At 69.3% G+C, this 18677-nt stretch carries 17 protein-coding genes and 1 pseudogene; 7 read left to right on the forward strand and 11 right to left on the reverse strand.

Annotation, left to right across the window (positions count from 1 at the left end; all coding sequences use genetic code 11):
• From ACR9Y5_RS10470 to sufB, 3 genes are read right to left on the reverse strand one after another with little or no spacing between them, the layout of a single operon-like run.
• A complete protein-coding gene (locus tag ACR9Y5_RS10470; RefSeq protein ID WP_481297902.1) occupies positions 1–330 on the reverse strand; it encodes a non-heme iron oxygenase ferredoxin subunit in 330 nt (109 codons plus the stop codon).
• Positions 330–1550 (reverse strand): Fe-S cluster assembly protein SufD, encoded by a 1221-nt coding sequence (gene sufD, locus ACR9Y5_RS10475; RefSeq protein ID WP_481297903.1) that lies wholly within the window; start codon positions 1548–1550, stop codon positions 330–332. The genes ACR9Y5_RS10470 and sufD overlap by 1 nt, the downstream gene beginning before the upstream one ends.
• Positions 1547–2965, reverse strand: a complete 1419-nt coding sequence (gene sufB / locus ACR9Y5_RS10480; RefSeq protein WP_310129460.1) for a Fe-S cluster assembly protein SufB — start codon at positions 2963–2965, stop codon at positions 1547–1549. The genes sufD and sufB overlap by 4 nt, the downstream gene beginning before the upstream one ends.
• A gap of 328 nt (positions 2966–3293) precedes the next feature.
• Here sufB and ACR9Y5_RS10485 point away from each other — a divergent pair, with 328 nt between their 5' ends.
• A complete protein-coding gene (locus tag ACR9Y5_RS10485; protein WP_481297904.1) occupies positions 3294–4235 on the forward strand; it encodes a COX15/CtaA family protein in 942 nt (313 codons plus the stop codon).
• On the opposite strand, the gene ACR9Y5_RS10490 is transcribed toward ACR9Y5_RS10485, so the two are convergent.
• A complete protein-coding gene (locus tag ACR9Y5_RS10490; protein ID WP_481297905.1) occupies positions 4209–4769 on the reverse strand; it encodes a GNAT family N-acetyltransferase in 561 nt (186 codons plus the stop codon). The genes ACR9Y5_RS10485 and ACR9Y5_RS10490 overlap by 27 nt on opposite strands.
• Before the next feature lie 56 nt (positions 4770–4825).
• Positions 4826–5746: a heme o synthase gene (locus ACR9Y5_RS10495; protein WP_481297906.1), complete on the reverse strand. Its 921-nt coding sequence runs from the start codon at positions 5744–5746 to the stop codon at positions 4826–4828.
• Positions 5747–6055: 309 nt separating this feature from the next.
• Here ACR9Y5_RS10495 and tkt point away from each other — a divergent pair, with 309 nt between their 5' ends.
• The 6 genes and pseudogenes from tkt (at position 6056) to pgl (ending at position 14212) form a co-directional block, all read left to right on the forward strand.
• Positions 6056–8149, forward strand: coding sequence for a transketolase (gene tkt, locus ACR9Y5_RS10500; protein ID WP_481297907.1), 2094 nt, complete (start codon positions 6056–6058; stop codon positions 8147–8149).
• Between the two features lie 29 nt (positions 8150–8178).
• Positions 8179–9310: pseudogene (gene tal, locus ACR9Y5_RS10505) on the forward strand (transaldolase).
• Positions 9307–10917 (forward strand): glucose-6-phosphate isomerase, encoded by a 1611-nt coding sequence (locus ACR9Y5_RS10510; protein WP_481297908.1) that lies wholly within the window; start codon positions 9307–9309, stop codon positions 10915–10917. The pseudogene tal and the gene ACR9Y5_RS10510 overlap by 4 nt, the downstream one beginning before the upstream one ends.
• A 24-nt stretch (positions 10918–10941) precedes the next feature.
• The gene (zwf, locus tag ACR9Y5_RS10515; protein WP_481297909.1) at positions 10942–12483 is read left to right on the forward strand and encodes a glucose-6-phosphate dehydrogenase; all 1542 of its coding nucleotides are present in this window, start codon (positions 10942–10944) and stop codon (positions 12481–12483) included.
• Entirely contained in the window at positions 12480–13445 is a 966-nt protein-coding gene (locus tag ACR9Y5_RS10520; protein ID WP_481297910.1) for a glucose-6-phosphate dehydrogenase assembly protein OpcA, read from the forward strand. The genes zwf and ACR9Y5_RS10520 overlap by 4 nt, the downstream gene beginning before the upstream one ends.
• Positions 13442–14212: a 6-phosphogluconolactonase gene (gene pgl / locus ACR9Y5_RS10525; RefSeq protein ID WP_481297911.1), complete on the forward strand. Its 771-nt coding sequence runs from the start codon at positions 13442–13444 to the stop codon at positions 14210–14212. Before ACR9Y5_RS10520 ends, pgl begins: the two co-directional genes overlap by 4 nt.
• A gap of 103 nt (positions 14213–14315) precedes the next feature.
• Here the strand turns inward: pgl and ACR9Y5_RS10530 are convergent, their stop codons facing one another.
• The 6 genes from ACR9Y5_RS10530 to gap form a co-directional block, all read right to left on the reverse strand.
• Positions 14316–14753, reverse strand: coding sequence for a hypothetical protein (locus ACR9Y5_RS10530; protein ID WP_481297912.1), 438 nt, complete (start codon positions 14751–14753; stop codon positions 14316–14318).
• Between the two features lie 168 nt (positions 14754–14921).
• Entirely contained in the window at positions 14922–15287 is a 366-nt protein-coding gene (locus ACR9Y5_RS10535; RefSeq protein ID WP_310129478.1) for an RNA polymerase-binding protein RbpA, read from the reverse strand.
• Positions 15288–15313: 26 nt separating this feature from the next.
• Entirely contained in the window at positions 15314–15559 is a 246-nt protein-coding gene (gene secG, locus ACR9Y5_RS10540; protein WP_018191139.1) for a preprotein translocase subunit SecG, read from the reverse strand.
• A 71-nt stretch (positions 15560–15630) separates the two neighbouring features.
• A complete protein-coding gene (gene tpiA / locus ACR9Y5_RS10545; RefSeq protein ID WP_481297913.1) occupies positions 15631–16434 on the reverse strand; it encodes a triose-phosphate isomerase in 804 nt (267 codons plus the stop codon).
• Entirely contained in the window at positions 16422–17639 is a 1218-nt protein-coding gene (locus tag ACR9Y5_RS10550; RefSeq protein WP_481297914.1) for a phosphoglycerate kinase, read from the reverse strand. The genes tpiA and ACR9Y5_RS10550 overlap by 13 nt, the downstream gene beginning before the upstream one ends.
• 15 nt (positions 17640–17654) lie before the next feature.
• Positions 17655–18659, reverse strand: coding sequence for a type I glyceraldehyde-3-phosphate dehydrogenase (gap, locus tag ACR9Y5_RS10555; protein WP_309859882.1), 1005 nt, complete (start codon positions 18657–18659; stop codon positions 17655–17657).
• Positions 18660–18677 lie beyond the last annotated feature (18 nt).

Here is an 18677-nt window from a genome sequence, read left to right on the forward strand (position 1 = left end):
TTACTTGTTCACTTTCGGGGCGCTGGGGTCGATGAAGACGTCTCCGTCGATGATCTCGACGGGAAACACGGGGACCGGCTCGTAGGCCGGGAGGTTGAGGGGCTTGCCGGTCACGAGCGAGAACTGGGAGCCGTGGGCCCAGCACTCCAGGGTCTCGTCCTCGACGAAACCCTCGGAGAGCGAGATCTCGCCGTGGGTGCAGGTGTCGCCGATGGCGTGCACCGCCCCGGACGAGTCCTTGACGACCGCGATCGGGACACCGTCGAGCACCACGCGCGTCGCCTGGTTCTCGACCAGCTCCGCGACGGCTGCGGCGCGCTGCGCCGCCATCAGTTCTCGGCCCCGGCGGTCGGCGCGGAAGGCGCGGACGCGGTGACCGTCGTGGACGCGAGCTCGTCCTCGATCTTCGCCTGCAGACGCTCCTGGAGCGCCGGCGAGCCGATCTGCTGGACGATCTCGGAGAGGAAGCCGCGCACGACCAGGCGGCGCGCCTCCTCCTCGGGGATGCCGCGTGACTGCAGGTAGAACAGCTGCTCGTCGTCGAAACGACCCGTGGCGCTCGCGTGACCGGCGCCGACGATGTCGCCGGTCTCGATCTCGAGGTTCGGCACCGAGTCGGCGCGGGCGCCGTCGGTGAGGACGAGGTTGCGGTTCTGCTCGTAGGTGTCGGTGCCGACGGCCTTCGGGCCGATGAGCACGTCGCCGATCCACACCGTGCGTGCGCCCTGGCCCTGCAGCGCGCCCTTGTAGGTGACGCGGCTGCGGGTCTCGGGACCGTCGTGGTAGACGTACACCTGCTGCTCGAGGTGCTGCGACGCGTCCGCGAAGTACGCGCCGAGCAGTTCGGCGTCGGCACGGGCGCCGGCGAGGTGCGCCGACGGGTTCAGCCGGACGACGCCGCCGCCGAGGGTGATCGCGACGTGCTTGAGGCGGGCGCCCTCGCCGAGCTCGGCGAAGTGCGCCGCCACGTGCAGCGCGTCGTCGTCCCACTCCTGGAGCGACACGACGGTGAGGTCGGCGTCCTTCCCGAGCAGGAACTCGACGTTCTCCGTCAGGTGCGCCGGGCCGGTGTTCTGCAGGATCAGGGTCGCGACCGCGCCGGGAGCGACCTCGACGACTGTGTGCGCCGCGCGGGGCGCGCCGCCGAGGGCGGAGCGGGCGACCGTCACCTCGCGCCGGTCGCCGCTGAGGTCGGCGCCGATGGTGATGAGAAGCGCCTGGTCGAAGGCGGTCCAGGCGTTGGCCGACGCGCGGTCCTCCGGCGTTCCGGCGGCGCCGACGCGGGCGTCGTCACGCGGGATCCAGGCCGTGGTCACTCCGGGTGCCGCGGTCGCGTCGTACACGTAGGGCGAGCCGTCGAGCTCGCCGGAGGTGAGCTCCTGGATGCGCGCGACCGGCGTGTACTTCCACATCGGCTCCCGGCCGGTGACGGCCGGGAAGTCCGAGACCTCCGTGGAGGTGAACCGCTCGGCGCGGCTCTGCACCGGAACCGGTGCTCGCATGTGGGTCGGGGCGGGCGCGGTGGTCTGCGTCGTCTCGATCTGCGTCATCCGACAGAGCCTTCCATGCCCATCTCGATGAGCTTGTTGAGTTCCAGTGCGTACTCCATGGGGAGCTCGCGGGCGATCGGCTCGATGAAGCCGCGGACGATCATCGCCATGGCCTCGTCCTCCGGGAGTCCGCGCGACATGAGGTAGAACAGCTGCTCCTCGCTCACCCGCGACACCGTCGCCTCGTGGCCGAGCTGCACGTCGTCGACGCGGATGTCGATGGCCGGGTACGTGTCCGACCGCGAGATCGTGTCGACGAGCAGGGCGTCGCAGCGCACGGTGTTGGCGGAGTGGTGCGCATTCGCATCCATCCGCACCTCGCCGCGGTAGCCGGCGCGACCGCCGCCGCGGGCGATCGACTTGGAGACGATCGACGACTGCGTGTACGGCGCCATGTGGATCATCTTGGCGCCGGCGTCCTGGTGCTGGCCGGGGCCGGCGAATGCGACGGACAGGGTCTCGCCCTTGGCGTGCTCGCCCATCAGGTAGATCGACGGGTACTTCATCGTCACCTTGGAGCCGATGTTGCCGTCGATCCACTCCATCGTCGCGCCCTCGCCGGCGGTGGCCCGCTTGGTGACGAGGTTGTAGACGTTGTTCGACCAGTTCTGGATCGTCGTGTAGCGCACGCGGGCGTTCTTCTTGACGATGATCTCGACGACCGCCGAGTGCAGGGAGTCGGACTTGTAGATCGGCGCCGTGCAGCCCTCGATGTAGTGGACGTAGCTGCCCTCGTCGGCGATGATGAGCGTGCGCTCGAACTGGCCCATGTTCTCCGTGTTGATGCGGAAATAGGCCTGCAGCGGGATCTCGACCTGCACGCCCTTGGGCACGTAGACGAACGAGCCTCCGGACCAGACGGCGGTGTTCAGCGCCGCGAACTTGTTGTCGCCGGCGGGGATCACCGTGCCGAAGTACTCCTCGAAGAACTCGGGGTGCTCGCGCAGCGCTGTGTCGGTGTCCATGAAGATGACGCCCTGCGCCTCGAGGTCCTCGCGGATCTGGTGGTAGACGACTTCCGACTCGTACTGGGCGGCGACGCCGGCGACGAGGCGCTGACGCTCCGCCTCCGGGATGCCGAGCTTCTCGTAGGTGTTCCGGATGTCCTCCGGCAGGTCTTCCCAGCTCTGCGCCTGCTTCTCGGTGGAGCGGACGAAGTACTTGATGTTGTCGAAGTCGATCTCCGACAGGTCGGCGCCCCAGGTGGGCATCGGCTTGCGCTCGAACAGCTGGAGGGCCTTGAGGCGGCGCTGCAGCATCCACTCGGGCTCGTTCTTGAGCGCCGAGATGTCCTTCACCACCTCGGGCGAGAGACCACGACGCGCGAGGGATCCCGCGGCGTCGGAATCGGCCCAGCCGAACTCGTACTGCCCCAAAGAGGCGAGCTCGGGCCGATCGATCAGGATGTCTGACATATCTACCTCGTTTCCTTCCACTCGTAACCGGATATCAGTCCGGCTCATTCCCCTCCGAGCGCACGGCTCACGCCGGTCGCTCCTGAGCGTCCTGATTGTGCGGGTGGCGGTGACTGCGTACCACGTGCGTACCTAGACTGTTCGGGGAGGCGGGCCACGATGCCCCGGCCACGACCGGAGAAACCGGCCGCGCGCACGCGCCGGATGACGCGTTCCTCGAACCCACCAATTCTACAGGTGCGGCACGGTATTAGTAGAGGCGCGCCTGCGCATTGCCCGAGTATCCGCATCCGCACCGCCGTCCGAGACCCGAGGAAGCCCCCGAACCATGAAGCGCATCATCGCCTGGCTGCCCGATCGTGTGGACACGCGGCTGAAGGTGATCGCGTGGGTCTACCTGGTGGGACAGGTCGTCCTGGTGGGAACCGGCGGGCTGGTGCGGCTCACGGCCAGCGGCCTCGGCTGCCCCACCTGGCCGAAGTGCACCAGCGACTCACTGGTCAACACGCCCGAGATGGGCATCCACGGCGTGATCGAATTCGGCAACCGCGTCCTCAGCGCACTGCTCGCCGTCCTGGCGATCGTCGCCTTCGTCGCCATCCTCCGGATGCGCAAGCAGCGCCCGGACCTGTTCTGCCTGACCCTCGTCGCCGGGCTCGCCATCCCCGCCCAGGCGGTCATCGGCGGCCTGAGCGTGCTCAGCGGGCTGAACCCGTACGTTGTCGGCCTTCACTTCGTCGTCTCGATCGCGCTCGTCGCGACCTGCACGGCGTTCGTCTTCCGTGTCTACTCCGTTCCCGGTCCGCGCGTCCGCGCGGTTCCCGGCTGGTTCGCCAGCGTCGCGCACATCACCAGCGCGGTCGTCGCCGTCACCATCGTGGTCGGCATCCTCACCACCGGCAGCGGGCCGCACGCGGGCGACGCGCACGCCCCGCGGAACGGCCTCAACCCCGAGATCCTGCAGCATGTCCATGCGATCCCGGCCTACGTCACGTTCGCGCTCACCCTGGTGCTGGTGGTCGGCTCCTGGCGCTACCGCACGACCCCGGTGCACCGCTTCACGCAATACCTGCTGGCCGTGGAGGTGCTCCAGATCGCCGTGGGACTCATCCAGGCGAACACCGGCCTGCCCGGCATCCTGGTCGGCGTGCACATGACCCTGGCGGCGCTGCTGGCCTCCGCGATGACCGCGGTGATCCTGTCGCTGAAGGCGCCCGTAACCGCGCTGGACGCCCGCGAGGGCTCAGCCGCGGACGTCGTCGCGGCGTAGCGTCCCCACCCGCGCCTCGCGCGGCTCGCCGTGCAGGCTGACGAGGGTGCGCATCCCGCCGGCGAAGTCGAAGCCCACAGCGTCCGCCAGCCGCCGGCTGGCGTCGTTGCCGGGCACGTACTCCCAGTTGAGGCTCTCGAAGCCGAGGCCGTCCGCATCCAGCGCGTGCCGCGCCACGGCGCTCAGCGCCTCGCGCATGAAACCACGGCCGCGCGCCCACGGGCCGGACCAGCAGCCGAGGGAGGCCGACCCGGAGCGCTCATCGCGCCGCACCTCCAGCGCCCCCAGCATCCGGCCGCCGGAGCGCTCGTGCACCGCCCAGACCGTGTAGCGGCGGCTAGCGAGCCCGTGCGGGCAGTAGCTGCGGACGAAGAACTCCGCACTCTCGCGGGTGTACGGCGACGGCAGCGGCACCCACCGTTGCGTCTCGGCGTCGAGGCACGCGGCCAGGACATCCGGGATGTCGTCCTCGGTCGGACCGTCGAGCACGAGGCGCGACGTGCGCAGACGCGTCGCAAGCAGCGGTGCCCTCATGCGCACATGCTAGAGCCGGGCGGCCCCGAATGGCACGTGAATCCGCTGACGAATCCTCAGAACGGGAGCAGCGGGTCGATCGCGACCGCGAGGAAGATCAGCGTCAGGTACGCGATCGAGCCGTGGAACACCCGCATCGGCGACACCGTCTCGTGCCGGATGGCCAGGTTGTAGAGGCGGTGCGACTCGTACAGGAACCAGCCGCCGGTCACCAGCGCGATGGCCGTGTAGAGCAGCCCCATGTGGGCGACCGGGATGAGCAGCAGCGAGCACGCGACCATCGCCCACGCGTACAGGATCACCTGCAGGCCGACCACGGCGCGTCCGCGGACCACCGCTAGCATCGGCACCCCTGCCTCCTGGTAGTCGGAGCGGTACTTCATCGACAGCGGCCAGTAGTGCGGCGGCGTCCAGAGGAAGATGATGCCGAACAGGATGAACGGGGCCCAGTCGAGCGAACCGGTCACCGCTGCCCAGCCGATCAGCACCGGCATGCAGCCCGCGACGCCGCCCCACACGATGTTCTGCGGGGTGCGGCGCTTCAGGATGAGCGTGTAGAAGACGACGTACAGCAGGATGGCCGCGACCGAGAGCCCTGCGGCGAGCCAGTTGGTGAAGAAGCCGAGCACCAGCACCGAGGCGATTCCCAGCGCCCACGCGAACACGAGGGCCTCGCGGTCGGAGAGCTCGCCGGTCACCAGCGGGCGGTTCTTCGTCCGGCGCATCACCCGGTCGATGTCGCGGTCGATGTAGCAGTTGAACGCGCCGGCGGAGCCCGCGCTCATGTAGCCGCCGACCACCGTCGCCAGCACGAGCCACAGGTTCGGGATGCCGTTCGCGGCGAGGATCATCGTGGGGACGGTCGTCACCAGCAGCAGTTCGACGACGCGCGGCTTGGTGAGCGCGAAGTACGCCTTCGCCTTGCGAGCGACGCCGATGCGGCCCGGTTCGACACGGCTCTCTACAGCGACGTCCATTGCTCCTCGTGATGTGTCGGCGGATGGGCGCGACGGCCCTCGGCAAGTCTACGGCACGTAGAGGTCGCGCACCCCGGGCCATCCCCTGTACGCCTCTGGCACAACCGGCTGGGGGAACACCCCACGTTTCGTGCGTGTTACCTATACTTGGAGATGCTCGCCAGCCGGACCCCTTTTCCACAGGCCCTTTTTGTAGGACCGTGACGGATACGGGCAGCCCGGCGCCGATGACGTCCACGGCGCGCACTACCTCAACCGGTGCGGGTTCCACGACGACCCTCACCACATCTACGAAGGGTCAGTTTTCACGTGGCAGCACTGCAGTGGGATCCCATTGACAACAAGGCAGTAGACACGGCTCGCGTCCTCGCGGCCGACGCGGTGGAGAAGGTGGGCAACGGGCATCCCGGCACCGCCATGAGCCTCGCCCCCGCCGCCTACCTGCTCTTCCAGAAGGTGATGCGCCGCGACCCGCGCGACCAGCACTGGCTCGGTCGCGACCGCTTCATCCTCTCGGCGGGCCACTCCTCGCTGACGCAGTACATCCAGCTCTATCTGGGCGGGTACGGCCTCGAGCTCGACGACCTCAAGAAGCTGCGCACCTGGGGCTCCCTCACCCCGGGCCACCCCGAGTACGGACACACCGACGGCGTGGAGATCACCACCGGACCTCTCGGTCAGGGCATCTCCTCCGCCGTCGGTTTCGCTTATGCCCAGCGCTTCGAGCGCGGCCTGTTCGATCCCGAAGCCGCCCCCGGCACCAGCCCGTTCGACCACCACATCTACGTGATCGCGTCCGACGGCGACCTCGAGGAGGGCGTCAGCTCCGAGGCCTCGTCGCTCGCCGGCCACCAGGAGCTCGGCAACCTGATCGCGATCTACGACAGCAACCAGATCTCGATCGAGGACGACACCGACATCGCCTTCACCGAGGACGTCAAGGCGCGCTACGAGGCGTACCACTGGGACGTCCAGGTGGTCGACTGGAAGAAGACCGGCGTCTACCAGGAGGACGTCGAGGAGCTGTACCAGGCGATCGAGAACGCGAAGGCCGTCACCGACAAGCCGTCGCTCATCATCCTCAAGACCATCATCGGCTGGCCGGCCCCGAAGAAGCAGAACACCGGCAAGATCCACGGCTCCGCCCTGGGTGCCGACGAGCTGCGCGCCGTCAAGGAGGTGCTCGGCTTCGACCCCGAGCAGACCTTCGAGGTGGCCGACGAGGTCATCGAGCACACCCGCAAGGCCATCGAGCGCGGCGCCGAGGAGCGCGCCGAGTGGCAGAAGGGCTTCGACGCCTGGGCCGAGGCGAACCCCGAGCGCAAGCAGCTGCTCGACCGCCTGCTGAGCGGCGCCGCCCCGGACGAGCTGGAGAGCGCGCTCCCCGTTTTCGAGCCGGGCAAGGACGTCTCGACCCGCGCAGCAAGCGGCAAGGTGCTCAACGCCATCGCGCCGGTCATGCCGGAGCTGTGGGGCGGCTCGGCGGACCTCGCGGAGTCGAACAACACGACCATCGAGAGCGCGGCATCCTTCGTGCCGAGCGAGCGCTCGACCCACGAGTGGACCGGCAACCCGTACGGGCGCGTGCTGCACTTCGGCATCCGCGAGCACGCCATGGCGGCCATCCTGAACGGCATCGTGCTGCACGGCCCGACCCGTCCGTTCGGCGGCACGTTCCTGATCTTCAGCGACTACCAGCGCCCGTCCCTCCGCCTGTCTGCGCTCATGAACATCCCGTCGATCTTCGTCTGGACGCACGACTCCGTGGCGCTGGGCGAGGACGGCCCCACCCACCAGCCGATCGAGCAGCTGTCGACGCTGCGCGCCATCCCCAACTTCACTGTGGTCCGCCCCGGCGACGCCAACGAAGTCGCCTGGGCCTGGAAGACCATCCTGGAGCGCCGCAACGGCCCCGCCGGCATCGCGCTGACCCGCCAGAACATCCCGGTGTTCGAGCGCGGCGACGGCGACGCCGAGGGCGACACCCTGGCCTCGGCCGAGAACGTCGCCAAGGGCGCGTACATCCTCGCGGAAGCGCCGGGCGGCACGCCGGACGTGATCTTCATCGCGACCGGCTCCGAGGTGCAGATCGGCCTCGAGGCGCGCGAGGTGCTCCGCGGCGAGGGCATCAACGCCCGCGTCGTCTCGGCCCCCAGCCTGGAGTGGTTCGCCGAGCAGCCCGCCGAGTACCAGGAGAAGGTGCTCCCCGCCGCGATCAAGGCCCGCGTCTCCATCGAGGCCGGCCTGGCCCTCGCCTGGGACAAGATCGTCGGCGACCACGGACGCAGCGTCTCGATCGAGCACTTCGGTGCCTCGGCCGACTACAAGACGCTGTTCCGCGAGTTCGGTATGACCACCGAGCACGCCGTGTCCGCCGCGAAGGAATCGCTCGCGTCGCTCTGAGCGCGGGCAGAAGAGAAGAGAAGAAGAAGATGACCGACACCACCTCCACCACCCAGTCCCCCACGGCGGCCCTGTCCGCTGCGGGCGTCAGCATCTGGCTGGACGACCTGTCGCGCGAGCGCATCAACAGCGGCGGCCTGCAGAAGCTGATCGCCGAGAAGAACGTGGTCGGCGTGACCACCAACCCGACGATCTTCGCCGCCGCGCTCTCCAAGGGCGAGGCCTACGACGAGCAGGTCCGTCAGCTGGCGGCTTCCGGCGCCTCCGTCGACGAGGCGATCTTCGAGATCACCACCGACGACGTCGCCAACGCGAGCGACATCTTCCACGAGGTGTTCGAGCGCTCGAACGGCGTCGACGGCCGCGTCTCCATCGAGGTCGAGCCGGGTCTCGCGCACGACGCGAAGGCCACGATCGAGGCCGCGAAGAAGCTCTTCGGGCAAGATCCAGAAGCCGAACGTGATGATCAAGATCCCGGCAACGGTCGAGGGCCTCGAGGCCATCACAGAGACCATCGCCGCGGGCATCAGCGTCAACGTGACCCTGATCTTCAGCCTCGAGCGCTACCGCGAGGTCATCAACGCCTACCTCACCGGCCTCGAGAAGGCCAAGGAGGCGGGCATCGACCTGTCCGGCATCCACTCGGTCGCCTCGTTCTTCGTCTCGCGCGTCGACACCGAGGTGGACAAGCGCCTCAGCGCGATCGGCACCGACGAGGCCGAGGGCCTCAAGAGCAAGGCCGGCATCGCCAACGCGCGCCTCGCGTACGAGGTGTACGAGCAGGCGTTCGCGACCGAGCGCGCGAAGCTCCTCGTCGAGGCCGGCGCCAACGAGCAGCGTCCGCTGTGGGCGTCCACCGGCGTCAAGGACCCGAGCCTCCCCGACACGCTGTACGTCGAGGCGCTCGTCGCCCCGAACGTGGTCAACACGATGCCGGAGAAGACGCTCGACGCGACCTTCGACCACGGCAACATCACCGGTGACACCGTCACCGGCACCTACGCCGAGTCGAACGACGTGCTCAACAAGCTGGCCGCGCTCGGCATCAGCTACGACGACGTCACCGAGACCCTCGAGCGCGAGGGCGTCGAGAAGTTCGTCGTCTCGTGGGGCGAGCTCGTCGAGACCGTGAAGAACGCTCTCGAGGGGGCCGCCAAGTGACGTTCCGCATCCACGTCACCGGTGCGGCGGCCGAGGCCGTCCGCGCCGTGGTGCCGCAGCTCGTCGCCGACAAGGTGGCGTCGGGCATCACGGCCCAGGACCCGGCCCTCTGGGGCCCGGCCGCCGAGGCCGAGGCGAGCAAGCGCCTCGGCTGGACCGAGGCGGTCGCCGTCTCGCGCCCACTGGTCCCGGAGATCGTCGCGCTGCGCGACGAGCTCCACGCCAAGGGCGTGAACCACATCGTCCTCGGCGGCATGGGCGGCTCCTCCCTCGCGCCGGAGGTCATCACCCGGACGGCCGAGGCCGAGCTCACCGTGCTCGACTCGACCGACCCGGGCCAGGTGCTCTCCGCACTGCGCGACCGGCTGGAGGCGACCGCGGTCGTCATCTCGTCGAAGTCCGGCTCCACGCTCGAGACGGACAGCCAGAAGCGCGTCTACGAGAAGTGGTTCCGGGATGCGGGCATCGACCCGCGTGAGCGCATCGTGGTCGTCACCGACCCCGGCTCGCCCCTCGACCAGTCCGCCCGCGAGGCCGGCTACCGCGTCTTCAACGCGGACCCGAACGTCGGCGGCCGCTACTCGGCGCTGACCGCGTTCGGCCTGGTGCCGTCCGGTCTCGCCGGCGTGGACATCCAGGAGCTGCTCGACGAGGCCGACGCCACGTCCATCGAGCTCGCCGTCGACAACGAGCAGAACCCGGGCCTCGTCCTGGGGGCCGCGATCGCGGGCACCAACCCGCTCAAGGACAAGCTGGGCATCGTCGCGGACGGCACCCACATCGTCGGGTTCGCCGACTGGGCGGAGCAGCTGATCGCCGAGTCCACCGGCAAGGAAGGCACCGGCCTGCTGCCGGTCGTCCTCGACAAGCTCGCCCCCGAGCTGGAGTTCAAGCCGGCCGACCTGCAGGTCGTCCGTCTCGTCGCGAACGCGGAAGCGCACCACCTGTTCCCGGCCGACCGCCACCAGGGCGAGATCCTCGTCTCGGGCAGCCTGGGCGCGCAGCTCCTGGTCTGGGAGTACGCGGTCGCGGTCGCCGGACGCCTCCTCGGCATCAACCCGTTCGACCAGCCGGACGTGGAGGCCGCCAAGGTGGCCGCCCGCTCGCTGCTCGACAACCGGCCGGAGCCCGTCTCCCCCGCCTTCACCGCCGGCGGCATCGAGGTGCGCACCACCGGGTCGTTCCTCGGCGACGCCAGCACCCTCGACGGCGCCGTGGACGCGCTGCTCGCGCAGCTCGGCCCGGACGGCTACGTCGCGGTGCAGGCCTACGTCGACCGTCTCGCATTCCCTCAGCTCGCGGGTCTCCGAGACCTGCTGGCAGCCAAAGCGGGACGGCCGGTCACCTTCGGCTGGGGCCCGCGCTTCCTGCACTCCACGGGTCAGTTCCACAAGGGCGGACCGGCGGTCGGCGTGTTCCTGCAGATCACGGCGACCCCGACCGAGGACCTCGAGATCCCGGGCCGTCCCTTCACCTTCGGGCAGCTCATCCAGGCTCAGGCCGCCGGCGACGCGAGCGTCCTCGGCGAGCACGGGCGCCCGGTGCTGACTCTGACGCTCACGAACCCCGAGGCGGATGTCGTCTCGCTGTTCGAGGCCGTCAACTGAGCCATCGATAAAGGAGACCAACACTTGTCACCGGTGGAGATCACCCCGGAGTTCAACCCGCTGCGGTTGCCCTCCGACCGCCGCCTCAATCGCATCGCGGGGCCTAGCAGCCTCATCATCTTCGGCGTGACGGGCGACCTGTCCCGCAAGAAGCTGATGCCCGCGGTGTACGACCTCGCGAACCGCGGCCTGCTGCCGCCCGGGTTCTCCCTCGTCGGCTTCGCCCGGCGCGACTGGGAGGACCAGGACTTCGAGAAGGTCGTCCATGACGCGGTCAAGCAGTACGCACGCACGCCGTTCGACGACGATGTGTGGCAGCAGCTCGCCCAGGGCATCCGGTTCGTCCCGGGAGAGTTCGACGACGACCAGGCGTTCCAGCGCCTCAAGCGCACCGTCGAGGACCTGGACAAGGAACGCGGCACCATGGGCAACCACGCGTTCTACCTGTCCATCCCGCCCAAGGCGTTCCCGATCGTCACCGAGCAGCTGAAGCGCTCGGGGCTCGCCGACCAGTCCGGAAACGGCTGGCGGCGCGTCGTGATCGAGAAGCCGTTCGGGCACGACCTGCAGTCCGCACGCGAGCTGAACGCGGTCGTGGAGACGGTGTTCCCGCCGGACTCGGTCTTCCGCATCGACCACTACCTCGGCAAGGAGACGGTCCAGAACATCCTGGCGCTGCGCTTCGCGAACGAGCTGTACGAGCCGATCTGGAACGCCAACTACGTCGACCACGTGCAGATCACGATGGCCGAGGACATCGGCGTGGGCGGCCGGGCCGGGTACTACGACGGCATCGGTGCTGCGCGCGACGTCATCCAGAACCACCTGCTGCAGCTTCTCGCGCTCACCGCGATGGAGGAGCCCATCTCGTTCAACGCCGCGGACCTCCGCGCCGAAAAGGAGAAGGTGCTCGCCGCCGTGCGTCTGCCGAAGGACCTGGCGACCTCGACGGCCCGCGGCCAGTACAGCAGCGGCTGGCAGGGCGGCGAGAAAGTCGTCGGCTTCCTCGAGGAGGACGGGATGAACCCGCACTCCACCACGGAGACCTACGCGGCCATCAAGCTGGAGATCGGTACCCGCCGCTGGGCGGGCGTGCCGTTCTACCTGCGGGCCGGCAAGCGCCTGGGCCGCCGCGTCACCGAGATCGCGGTGGTGTTCAAGCGGGCGCCGCAGCAGCTCTTCGCGGAGTCGCAGACCAGTGCGCTCGGACAGAACGCGCTCGTCATCCGCGTGCAGCCGGACGAGGGTGTGACCATCCGCTTCGGCTCGAAGGTCCCCGGCGCCGGCATGCAGGTGCGCGACGTCAGCATGGACTTCGGCTACGGCCACGCCTTCACCGAGGCCAGCCCCGAGGCGTACGAGCGGCTCATCCTGGATGTGCTCCTCGGCGACCCGCCGCTGTTCCCCCGGCACGAGGAGGTCGAGCTGTCTTGGAAGATCCTCGACCCGATCGAGGACTTCTGGGCCGCGCAGGGCCAGCCCGAGCAGTACCGCCCCGGAACCTGGGGCCCGAAGTCGGCCGACGAGCTTCTCGCCCGCGACGGCCGCGTTTGGAGGCGTCCATGATCGTCGATCTTCCCGCGACGACCGTCAGCAACATCTCGAAGGCGCTGGTCAAGATCCGCGAAGAGGGCGGCGCCGTCGCCCTCGGCCGGGTGCTGACCCTGATCATCGCCACCCACCTCGGGCAGGAGGAGGAGGCCATCGAGGCCGCCAACGACGCCTCCCGCGAGCACCCGATGCGCGTCATCGTGGTCTCGACCGAGGAGCAGCGCGACCACAAGGCGAGCGACGCGCGCCTCGACGCGCAGATCCGCGTCGGCGGTGACGCCGGCGCCAGCGAGGTCATCGTGCTGCGCGCCTACGGCGAGACCGCGAGCGACGAGGAGGGGCTCGTCACCGGACTGCTGCTCCCTGACGCACCTGTCGTGGTCTGGTGGCCCGGCATCGCGCCCGAGAAGGCCTCCACTTCGCCGCTCGGCCGCATCGCCACCCGGCGGATCACGGACGCGTCGGCGCAGCTGAACCCGCAGGAGTTCCTGTTCCACCTCGGTGACACCTACGCGCCGGGCGACACGGACTTCGCCTGGACGCGCCTCACGTTGTGGCGTGCTCAGCTCGCCGCAGTGCTCGACCAGCCGCCGTACGAGCCCATCACAGGCGTCGAGGTGGCCGGTGCCGCCGACTCCCCGTCCACCCTCCTTCTCGCCGCCTGGCTGCGCCTGCAGCTGCAGGTGCCGGTGCAGTACGACCTCGCGTCGCGTGCGATCGGCTCCGGCGGCATCCACGGCGTCAAGATGGCGCGCTCCACCGGTGTCATCGAGCTGGAGCGCGAGATCCCGAACGTCGCCCGCCTGTCGCAGCCGGGCCAGCCCACGCACGACCTCTCCCTGCCACGCCGCAATCTGCGTGACTGCCTGGCGGAGGAACTGCGTAGGCTGGACCCGGACGACCTCTACGGCGAGGTGATCACGAAGGGTCTCGCACTGCTGGAGACCTCCGACGAAGGAGCAGGCGCCAGGGCATGACGAACGAACGGCGGGTGCTCGTCCACCCGGACAAGGAGGCCCTGACGGCGTCAGTGGCCGCGCGTTTCCTCACCAAGACGATCGACATCCTCGACGACCTCGGTCGCGCGAACATCGCGCTCACCGGCGGCACGATGGGCATCGCGGTGCTGGAGGCGGTCAACGCCTCCCCCGCCCGAGACACCATCGACTGGTCGAAGGTGCACTTCTGGTGGGGCGACGAGCGGTTCGTGCCGCGGGACAGCCCCGACCGGAACGAGCGCCAAGCCCGCGAGGCCCTGCTGGACCACATCGCGGTGCCGCCGGAGAACGTCCACCCCTTCCCGTCCTCGGACGAGATCCCGGACATCGACGAGGCCGCACGCGTGTACGCGGCCGAGCTGGAGGCGTTCGGGACCGAGGGCTGGCCGGTGCCGAAGTTCGACATCACCTTCCTCGGCGTGGGCCCGGATGGGCACATCGCGTCGCTCTTCCCGGACCGGCCGGGCATCCGCGAGGACAAGCTGTCGGTGATCGCCGAGCGCGACTCCCCGAAGCCCCCGCCGCAGCGGCTCAGCCTCACGCGCCCGGTGATCAACTCCTCCGACCGCATCTGGCTGGTGCTGGCCGGCAGCGACAAGGCGAGCGCCCTCGGTCTCGCCCTCGCCGGCGCCAGCTACACCGAGGTGCCGGTCGCGGGCGCCAAGGGCCGCAAGCGCACCGTGTTCTTCGTGGACAAGGAAGCGGCGGTCGACGTGCCCGAGACCCTCATCGCACCCAGCTACTGACCATCCGATCCCGTGCGGTCCGACTGCGGTCGTTCGTCACGTCTGCGCCTGCGCGCCGCGCAGCAGTCGTGACGGGCGACCGCAGTCGCGTATCCGGTGCGGGTCAGCCGGCGTCGAGGGAGCGGAGGCGGTCGCGCAGCAGCGCCAGCCGGGCGCACGGCGCGCCCGTCAGCGGGCCGCGGCTGCGGATCGCCCGGCGGTCGTGCCCGGCGGCGGCGATCCGGCGGTCGAACGCGTGCGTCAGCAGGTGCAGGTAGAAGGCGCAGAGCCGCCCCGCCTCGTCGCGCAGCTCGGCCTCCCGCCCGTCGAGGTCGAGATCGTCGACCCAGCGCTGAAGGTCCGCGAAGGAGACGCGGAGCCGCAGCGCGAGCCGCGCGTCCGCTGCGGTCGTCACGTCGATGTCGTCGCAGCGGGCCAAGAGCAGGTCGGCCTTCTCGGCGGCGGTGACGGACTCCTCCAGCAGCGCCAGCAGGCTCAGCCGGCTCACCTCGTCACCCAGGGCGCGCGGCGCGTCCGCCCGGTCGTCCCGTGCTCCGCGCATCCCCCACCTCCTGCTTGACTCGCAGTGTAGCCGCCCGCCGGGTCGACGATTTGTGCCGAATCGTGGTCATGGGCGCGCAATAACCACGATTCGGCACAAATCGCGCACACGGCGGGCGCAACGACGAAGGCCGCCCACCTCGCGGTGAGCGGCCTTCGGGCGTGAACGTCAGTTGCTGGTGGGGCGACCCCGGCGGGCGCGCAACTGGTTGAGGGCGTCTTCGAGCAGCTGCTCGGCCTCCTCCTCGCTGCGGCGCTCCTTCACGTACGCGAGGTGCGTCTTGTACGGCTCGGTCTTCGCCACCGACGGCGGGTTCTCCTTGTCGCGCCCGGCCGGCAGACCCGTCGACGGCGAGTCGATGACGTCGGGGATCTCCTCCTCGGGCAGATTCGCCGCGAAGTAGCGGACGGTCTCGTTGCCGAGCGCGTCCCAGTAGGACACGGCGATGCGGTCCGCGTGGAAGCCACGGTCCTGCTCGCCCATGGGACCCGCGCCGACGCGCGAGCCGCGGATTGCACTGCCTCCGGAAGCCATGCTGTTCTCCTTCTACAGTGACGCGCTTACGCGCTGAACTTGGTGATCAGGCCCAGCACGACGATGCAGGTGATCCAGATGAGCCCGAGGATGACGGTGATCCGGTTGAGGTTGCGCTCGGCGACACCGGACGCACCGAGGTTGGACGTGACGCCGCCGCCGAACATGTCGGACAGTCCGCCACCGCGACCCTTGTGCAGGAGGATGAGCAGCGTCAGCAGCAGGCTGGTGATGCCCAGCAGCACCTGCAGGACGACCTGGAGAATGAGCACGGGGAACCTTTCGGGAAGCGACCGGGCCGAGCCCGGGGAAAGCCAACGTTCAGTATAACCTGCGGCGCCGGTCAGAGACCGACGTGCTTCTGATACCGGACGATGGCCGCGAACTCGTTCACGTCGAGGCTGGCGCCGCCCACCAGTGCTCCATCGACGTTCGGCTCGCGCATGAAGCCCGCGATGTTGCCGGATTTCACCGATCCGCCGTACAGGATGCGCGTCTTGGCCGCGACGTCCTGGCCGAGCACCTCGGCGATCACACCGCGCAGCGCCGCGGCGACCTGCTCCGCCTGCTCGGGCGTGGCGGCCTGGCCGGAGCCGATGGCCCAGACCGGCTCGTACGCGACCACGATGTCGGCCGCGGAGTCCACCCGCGCCAGCGCAGCACGGAGCTGAGCCACCGGGACGGCGCTCGCGCCGTGCACCTCGAGGTCTTCCGCCGTCTCGCCCACGCAGATGATCGGCGCGATGTTGTGCTTCACCGCTGCCGCCACCTTGCCGGCGACCTGCTCGTCGGTCTCGCCGTGCAGCGTGCGCCGCTCGGAGTGGCCGATGATCACGTACCGTGTCTCGAGCGCCTCCAGGAAGGCGGCCGAGATCTCGCCGGTGTAGGCGCCGGACTCGTACTCCGACACATCCTGGCCGCCGAAGGCCAGCGGCAGCTTGTCGGCCGAGATCAGCGTCTGCACGCTGCGCAGGTCGGTGAACGGCGGGAAGACCGCCACCTCCACCGCGGAGAAGTCGTGGTTCGCGTCCTTCAGCGTCCACGCCAGCTTCTGCACGAAGGCGATCGCCTGGAGGTGGTCGAGGTTCATCTTCCAGTTGCCGGCGATGAGCGGGACGCGCCGCACCGTGGGGCTCACTGCTGCCATCCGAGGACCTCCAGTCCGGGGAGTCGCTTGCCTTCGAGGAACTCGAGGCTCGCGCCTCCGCCCGTCGAGATGTGACCGAACTGGTCGTCGCGGAAGCCGAGCGCACGCACGGCCGCGGCCGAGTCGCCGCCGCCGACGACGCTCAGGCCGTCGACCTCGGTGAGCGCCTGGGCGACCGCCTTGGTGCCCGCAGCGAACGGTGCGAGCTCGAACACGCCCATCGGGCCGTTCCAGAACACCGTCTTGGCGCCGCGCACGTACTCGGAGAACAGCTCCGCGGTCTCCGGGCCGATGTCGAGCCCCAGGCCCTTCTCGCCCCAGTCGGTGTCCTCGATCGCGTCGACCGGGCGCACCACGTGCTCCGCGTCGGCGCCGAACTTCGAGGCCACGACGACGTCGCGCGGAAGCACGAGCTCGACGCCGAGCTCCTCCGCCTTCGCCAGGTAGCCCTTCACGGTCTCGATCTGGTCGGCTTCGAGGAGGCTCGAGCCGACGGCGAGGCCCTTGGCCGCGAGGAAGGTGAACAGCATCCCGCCGCCGATCAGCAGCGAGTTCACCTTCGGCAGCAGATGGCCGATCACGCCGAGCTTGTCGGAGACCTTCGAGCCGCCGAGGACGACCGCGTACGGCCGCTCCGGGTTCTCGGTCAGCCGGTCGAGCACCTCGAGCTCGGCCTGGATCAGCGTCCCGGCCGCGCTCGGCAGTAGCTGGGCGAGCTCGTAGACGCTCGCCTGCTTGCGGTGCACGACACCGAAACCGTCCGAGACGAAGGCGTCGCCGAAAGCGGCCAGCTTCTCGGCGAAGGCACGGCGCACCCCCTCATCCTTCGAGGTCTCCCCCGGGTTGAACCGGAGGTTCTCGAGCAGGGCGACGTCGCCGTTCTTCAACCCGTCGACGGCCGACTGCGCACCGCCGCCGACCGTGTCCTGGGCGAAGGTCACCGGCTGGCCCAGCAGCTCGGAGAGCCGCTGGGCCACCGGCGCCAGGCTGTATTTCGCGTCGGGCGCGCCGTCGGGGCGGCCCAGGTGGGAGATGACGACCACCTTGGCGCCCTGGTTGATCAGGGCGTTGAGGGTGGGAATCGACGCTCGCACGCGGCCGTCGTCCGTGATCTTCGAGCCCTCCAGGGGCACGTTGAGATCGCAGCGGACGACGACCCGCTTGCCGGCGAGCGAACCGAGTGCGTCGAGTGTGCGGAGCGTCACGTCGGTTCCCCGTGCTTAGAGGCGCTCGGCCACGTACTCGGTCAGGTCGACCAGACGGTTGGAGTAGCCCCACTCGTTGTCGTACCAGCTCGACAGCTTGACCTGGTCGCCGATGACACGCAGCAGACCGGAGTCGAAGATCGAGGAGTGCGGGTCGGAGACGATGTCGCTGGAGACGATCTCGTCCTCGGTGTACTTCAGGATGCCCTTCAGCGGACCCTCGGCGGCCTTCTTGTAGGCGGCCTTCACCTCGTCGACCGTGACCGGGCGCGAAGCCGTGACTGTCAGGTCCGTGATGGAGCCGGTGGGGACCGGGACGCGGAGCGCGAAGCCGTCGAGCTTGCCCTTCAGCTCCGGGAGCACCAGGCCGATGGCCTTCGCGGCGCCGGTCGAGGTCGGGACGATGTTGATCGCGGCGGCGCGGGCGCGGCGCAGGTCGGAGTGCGGGCCGTCCTGCAGGTTCTGGTCGGCGGTGTACGCGTGGACCGTGGTCATGAGGCCGCGCTCGATGCCGAATTCGTCGTTGAAGACCTTGGCGAGCGGCGCCAGGCAGTTCGTGGTGCAGGACGCGTTGGAGATGATGTTGTGCGACGCCGGGTCGTACAGGTGCTCGTTCACGCCCATGACGAAGGTGGCGTCCTCGCCGGTGGCGGGTGCCGAGATGATGACCTTCTTGGCGCCGGCCTCGATGTGCTTGCGCGCGTCGTCGGCCTTGGTGAAGCGGCCGGTCGACTCGATGACGATGTCGACGCCCAGGTCGCCCCACCCGAGGTTGGCCGGGTCGCGCTCGGCGAGGACCTTGATCGGGTTGCCGTTGACGACGATGTTGTCGCCGTCGAGCTCCACGGTGGCGTCCAGCCGGCCCGTGATGGAGTCGTACTTCAGCAGGTGCGCCAGCGTCTTGTTGTCGGTGAGGTCGTTCACAGCGACGACCTCGAGGTCGCTGCCCTTGGCGAGGGCCGCGCGCAGGTAGTTCCGACCAATGCGACCGAACCCGTTGATTCCGATCTTTACGGACACAGATGTCTCCAGTTACTC

Source organism: Leifsonia sp. KNZ13-11D (assembly GCF_056754895.1).

Bases quoted from the DNA above. Each gene is read 5' to 3' on its own strand.
- pgl (WP_481297911.1), top strand. From the start codon at position 13,442: ATGACGAACGAACGGCGGGTGCTCGTCCACCCGGACAAGGAGGCCCTG.
- sufD (WP_481297903.1), bottom strand. From the start codon at position 1,550: ATGACGCAGATCGAGACGACGCAGACCACCGCGCCCGCCCCGACCCAC.
- sufB (WP_310129460.1), bottom strand. From the start codon at position 2,965: ATGTCAGACATCCTGATCGATCGGCCCGAGCTCGCCTCTTTGGGGCAG.
- ACR9Y5_RS10490 (WP_481297905.1), bottom strand. From the start codon at position 4,769: ATGAGGGCACCGCTGCTTGCGACGCGTCTGCGCACGTCGCGCCTCGTG.
- ACR9Y5_RS10535 (WP_310129478.1), bottom strand. From the start codon at position 15,287: ATGGCTTCCGGAGGCAGTGCAATCCGCGGCTCGCGCGTCGGCGCGGGT.
- ACR9Y5_RS10530 (WP_481297912.1), bottom strand. From the start codon at position 14,753: ATGCGCGGAGCACGGGACGACCGGGCGGACGCGCCGCGCGCCCTGGGT.
- ACR9Y5_RS10495 (WP_481297906.1), bottom strand. From the start codon at position 5,746: ATGGACGTCGCTGTAGAGAGCCGTGTCGAACCGGGCCGCATCGGCGTC.
- ACR9Y5_RS10470 (WP_481297902.1), bottom strand. From the start codon at position 330: ATGGCGGCGCAGCGCGCCGCAGCCGTCGCGGAGCTGGTCGAGAACCAG.
- ACR9Y5_RS10485 (WP_481297904.1), top strand. From the start codon at position 3,294: ATGAAGCGCATCATCGCCTGGCTGCCCGATCGTGTGGACACGCGGCTG.
- ACR9Y5_RS10520 (WP_481297910.1), top strand. From the start codon at position 12,480: ATGATCGTCGATCTTCCCGCGACGACCGTCAGCAACATCTCGAAGGCG.
- tpiA (WP_481297913.1), bottom strand. From the start codon at position 16,434: ATGGCAGCAGTGAGCCCCACGGTGCGGCGCGTCCCGCTCATCGCCGGC.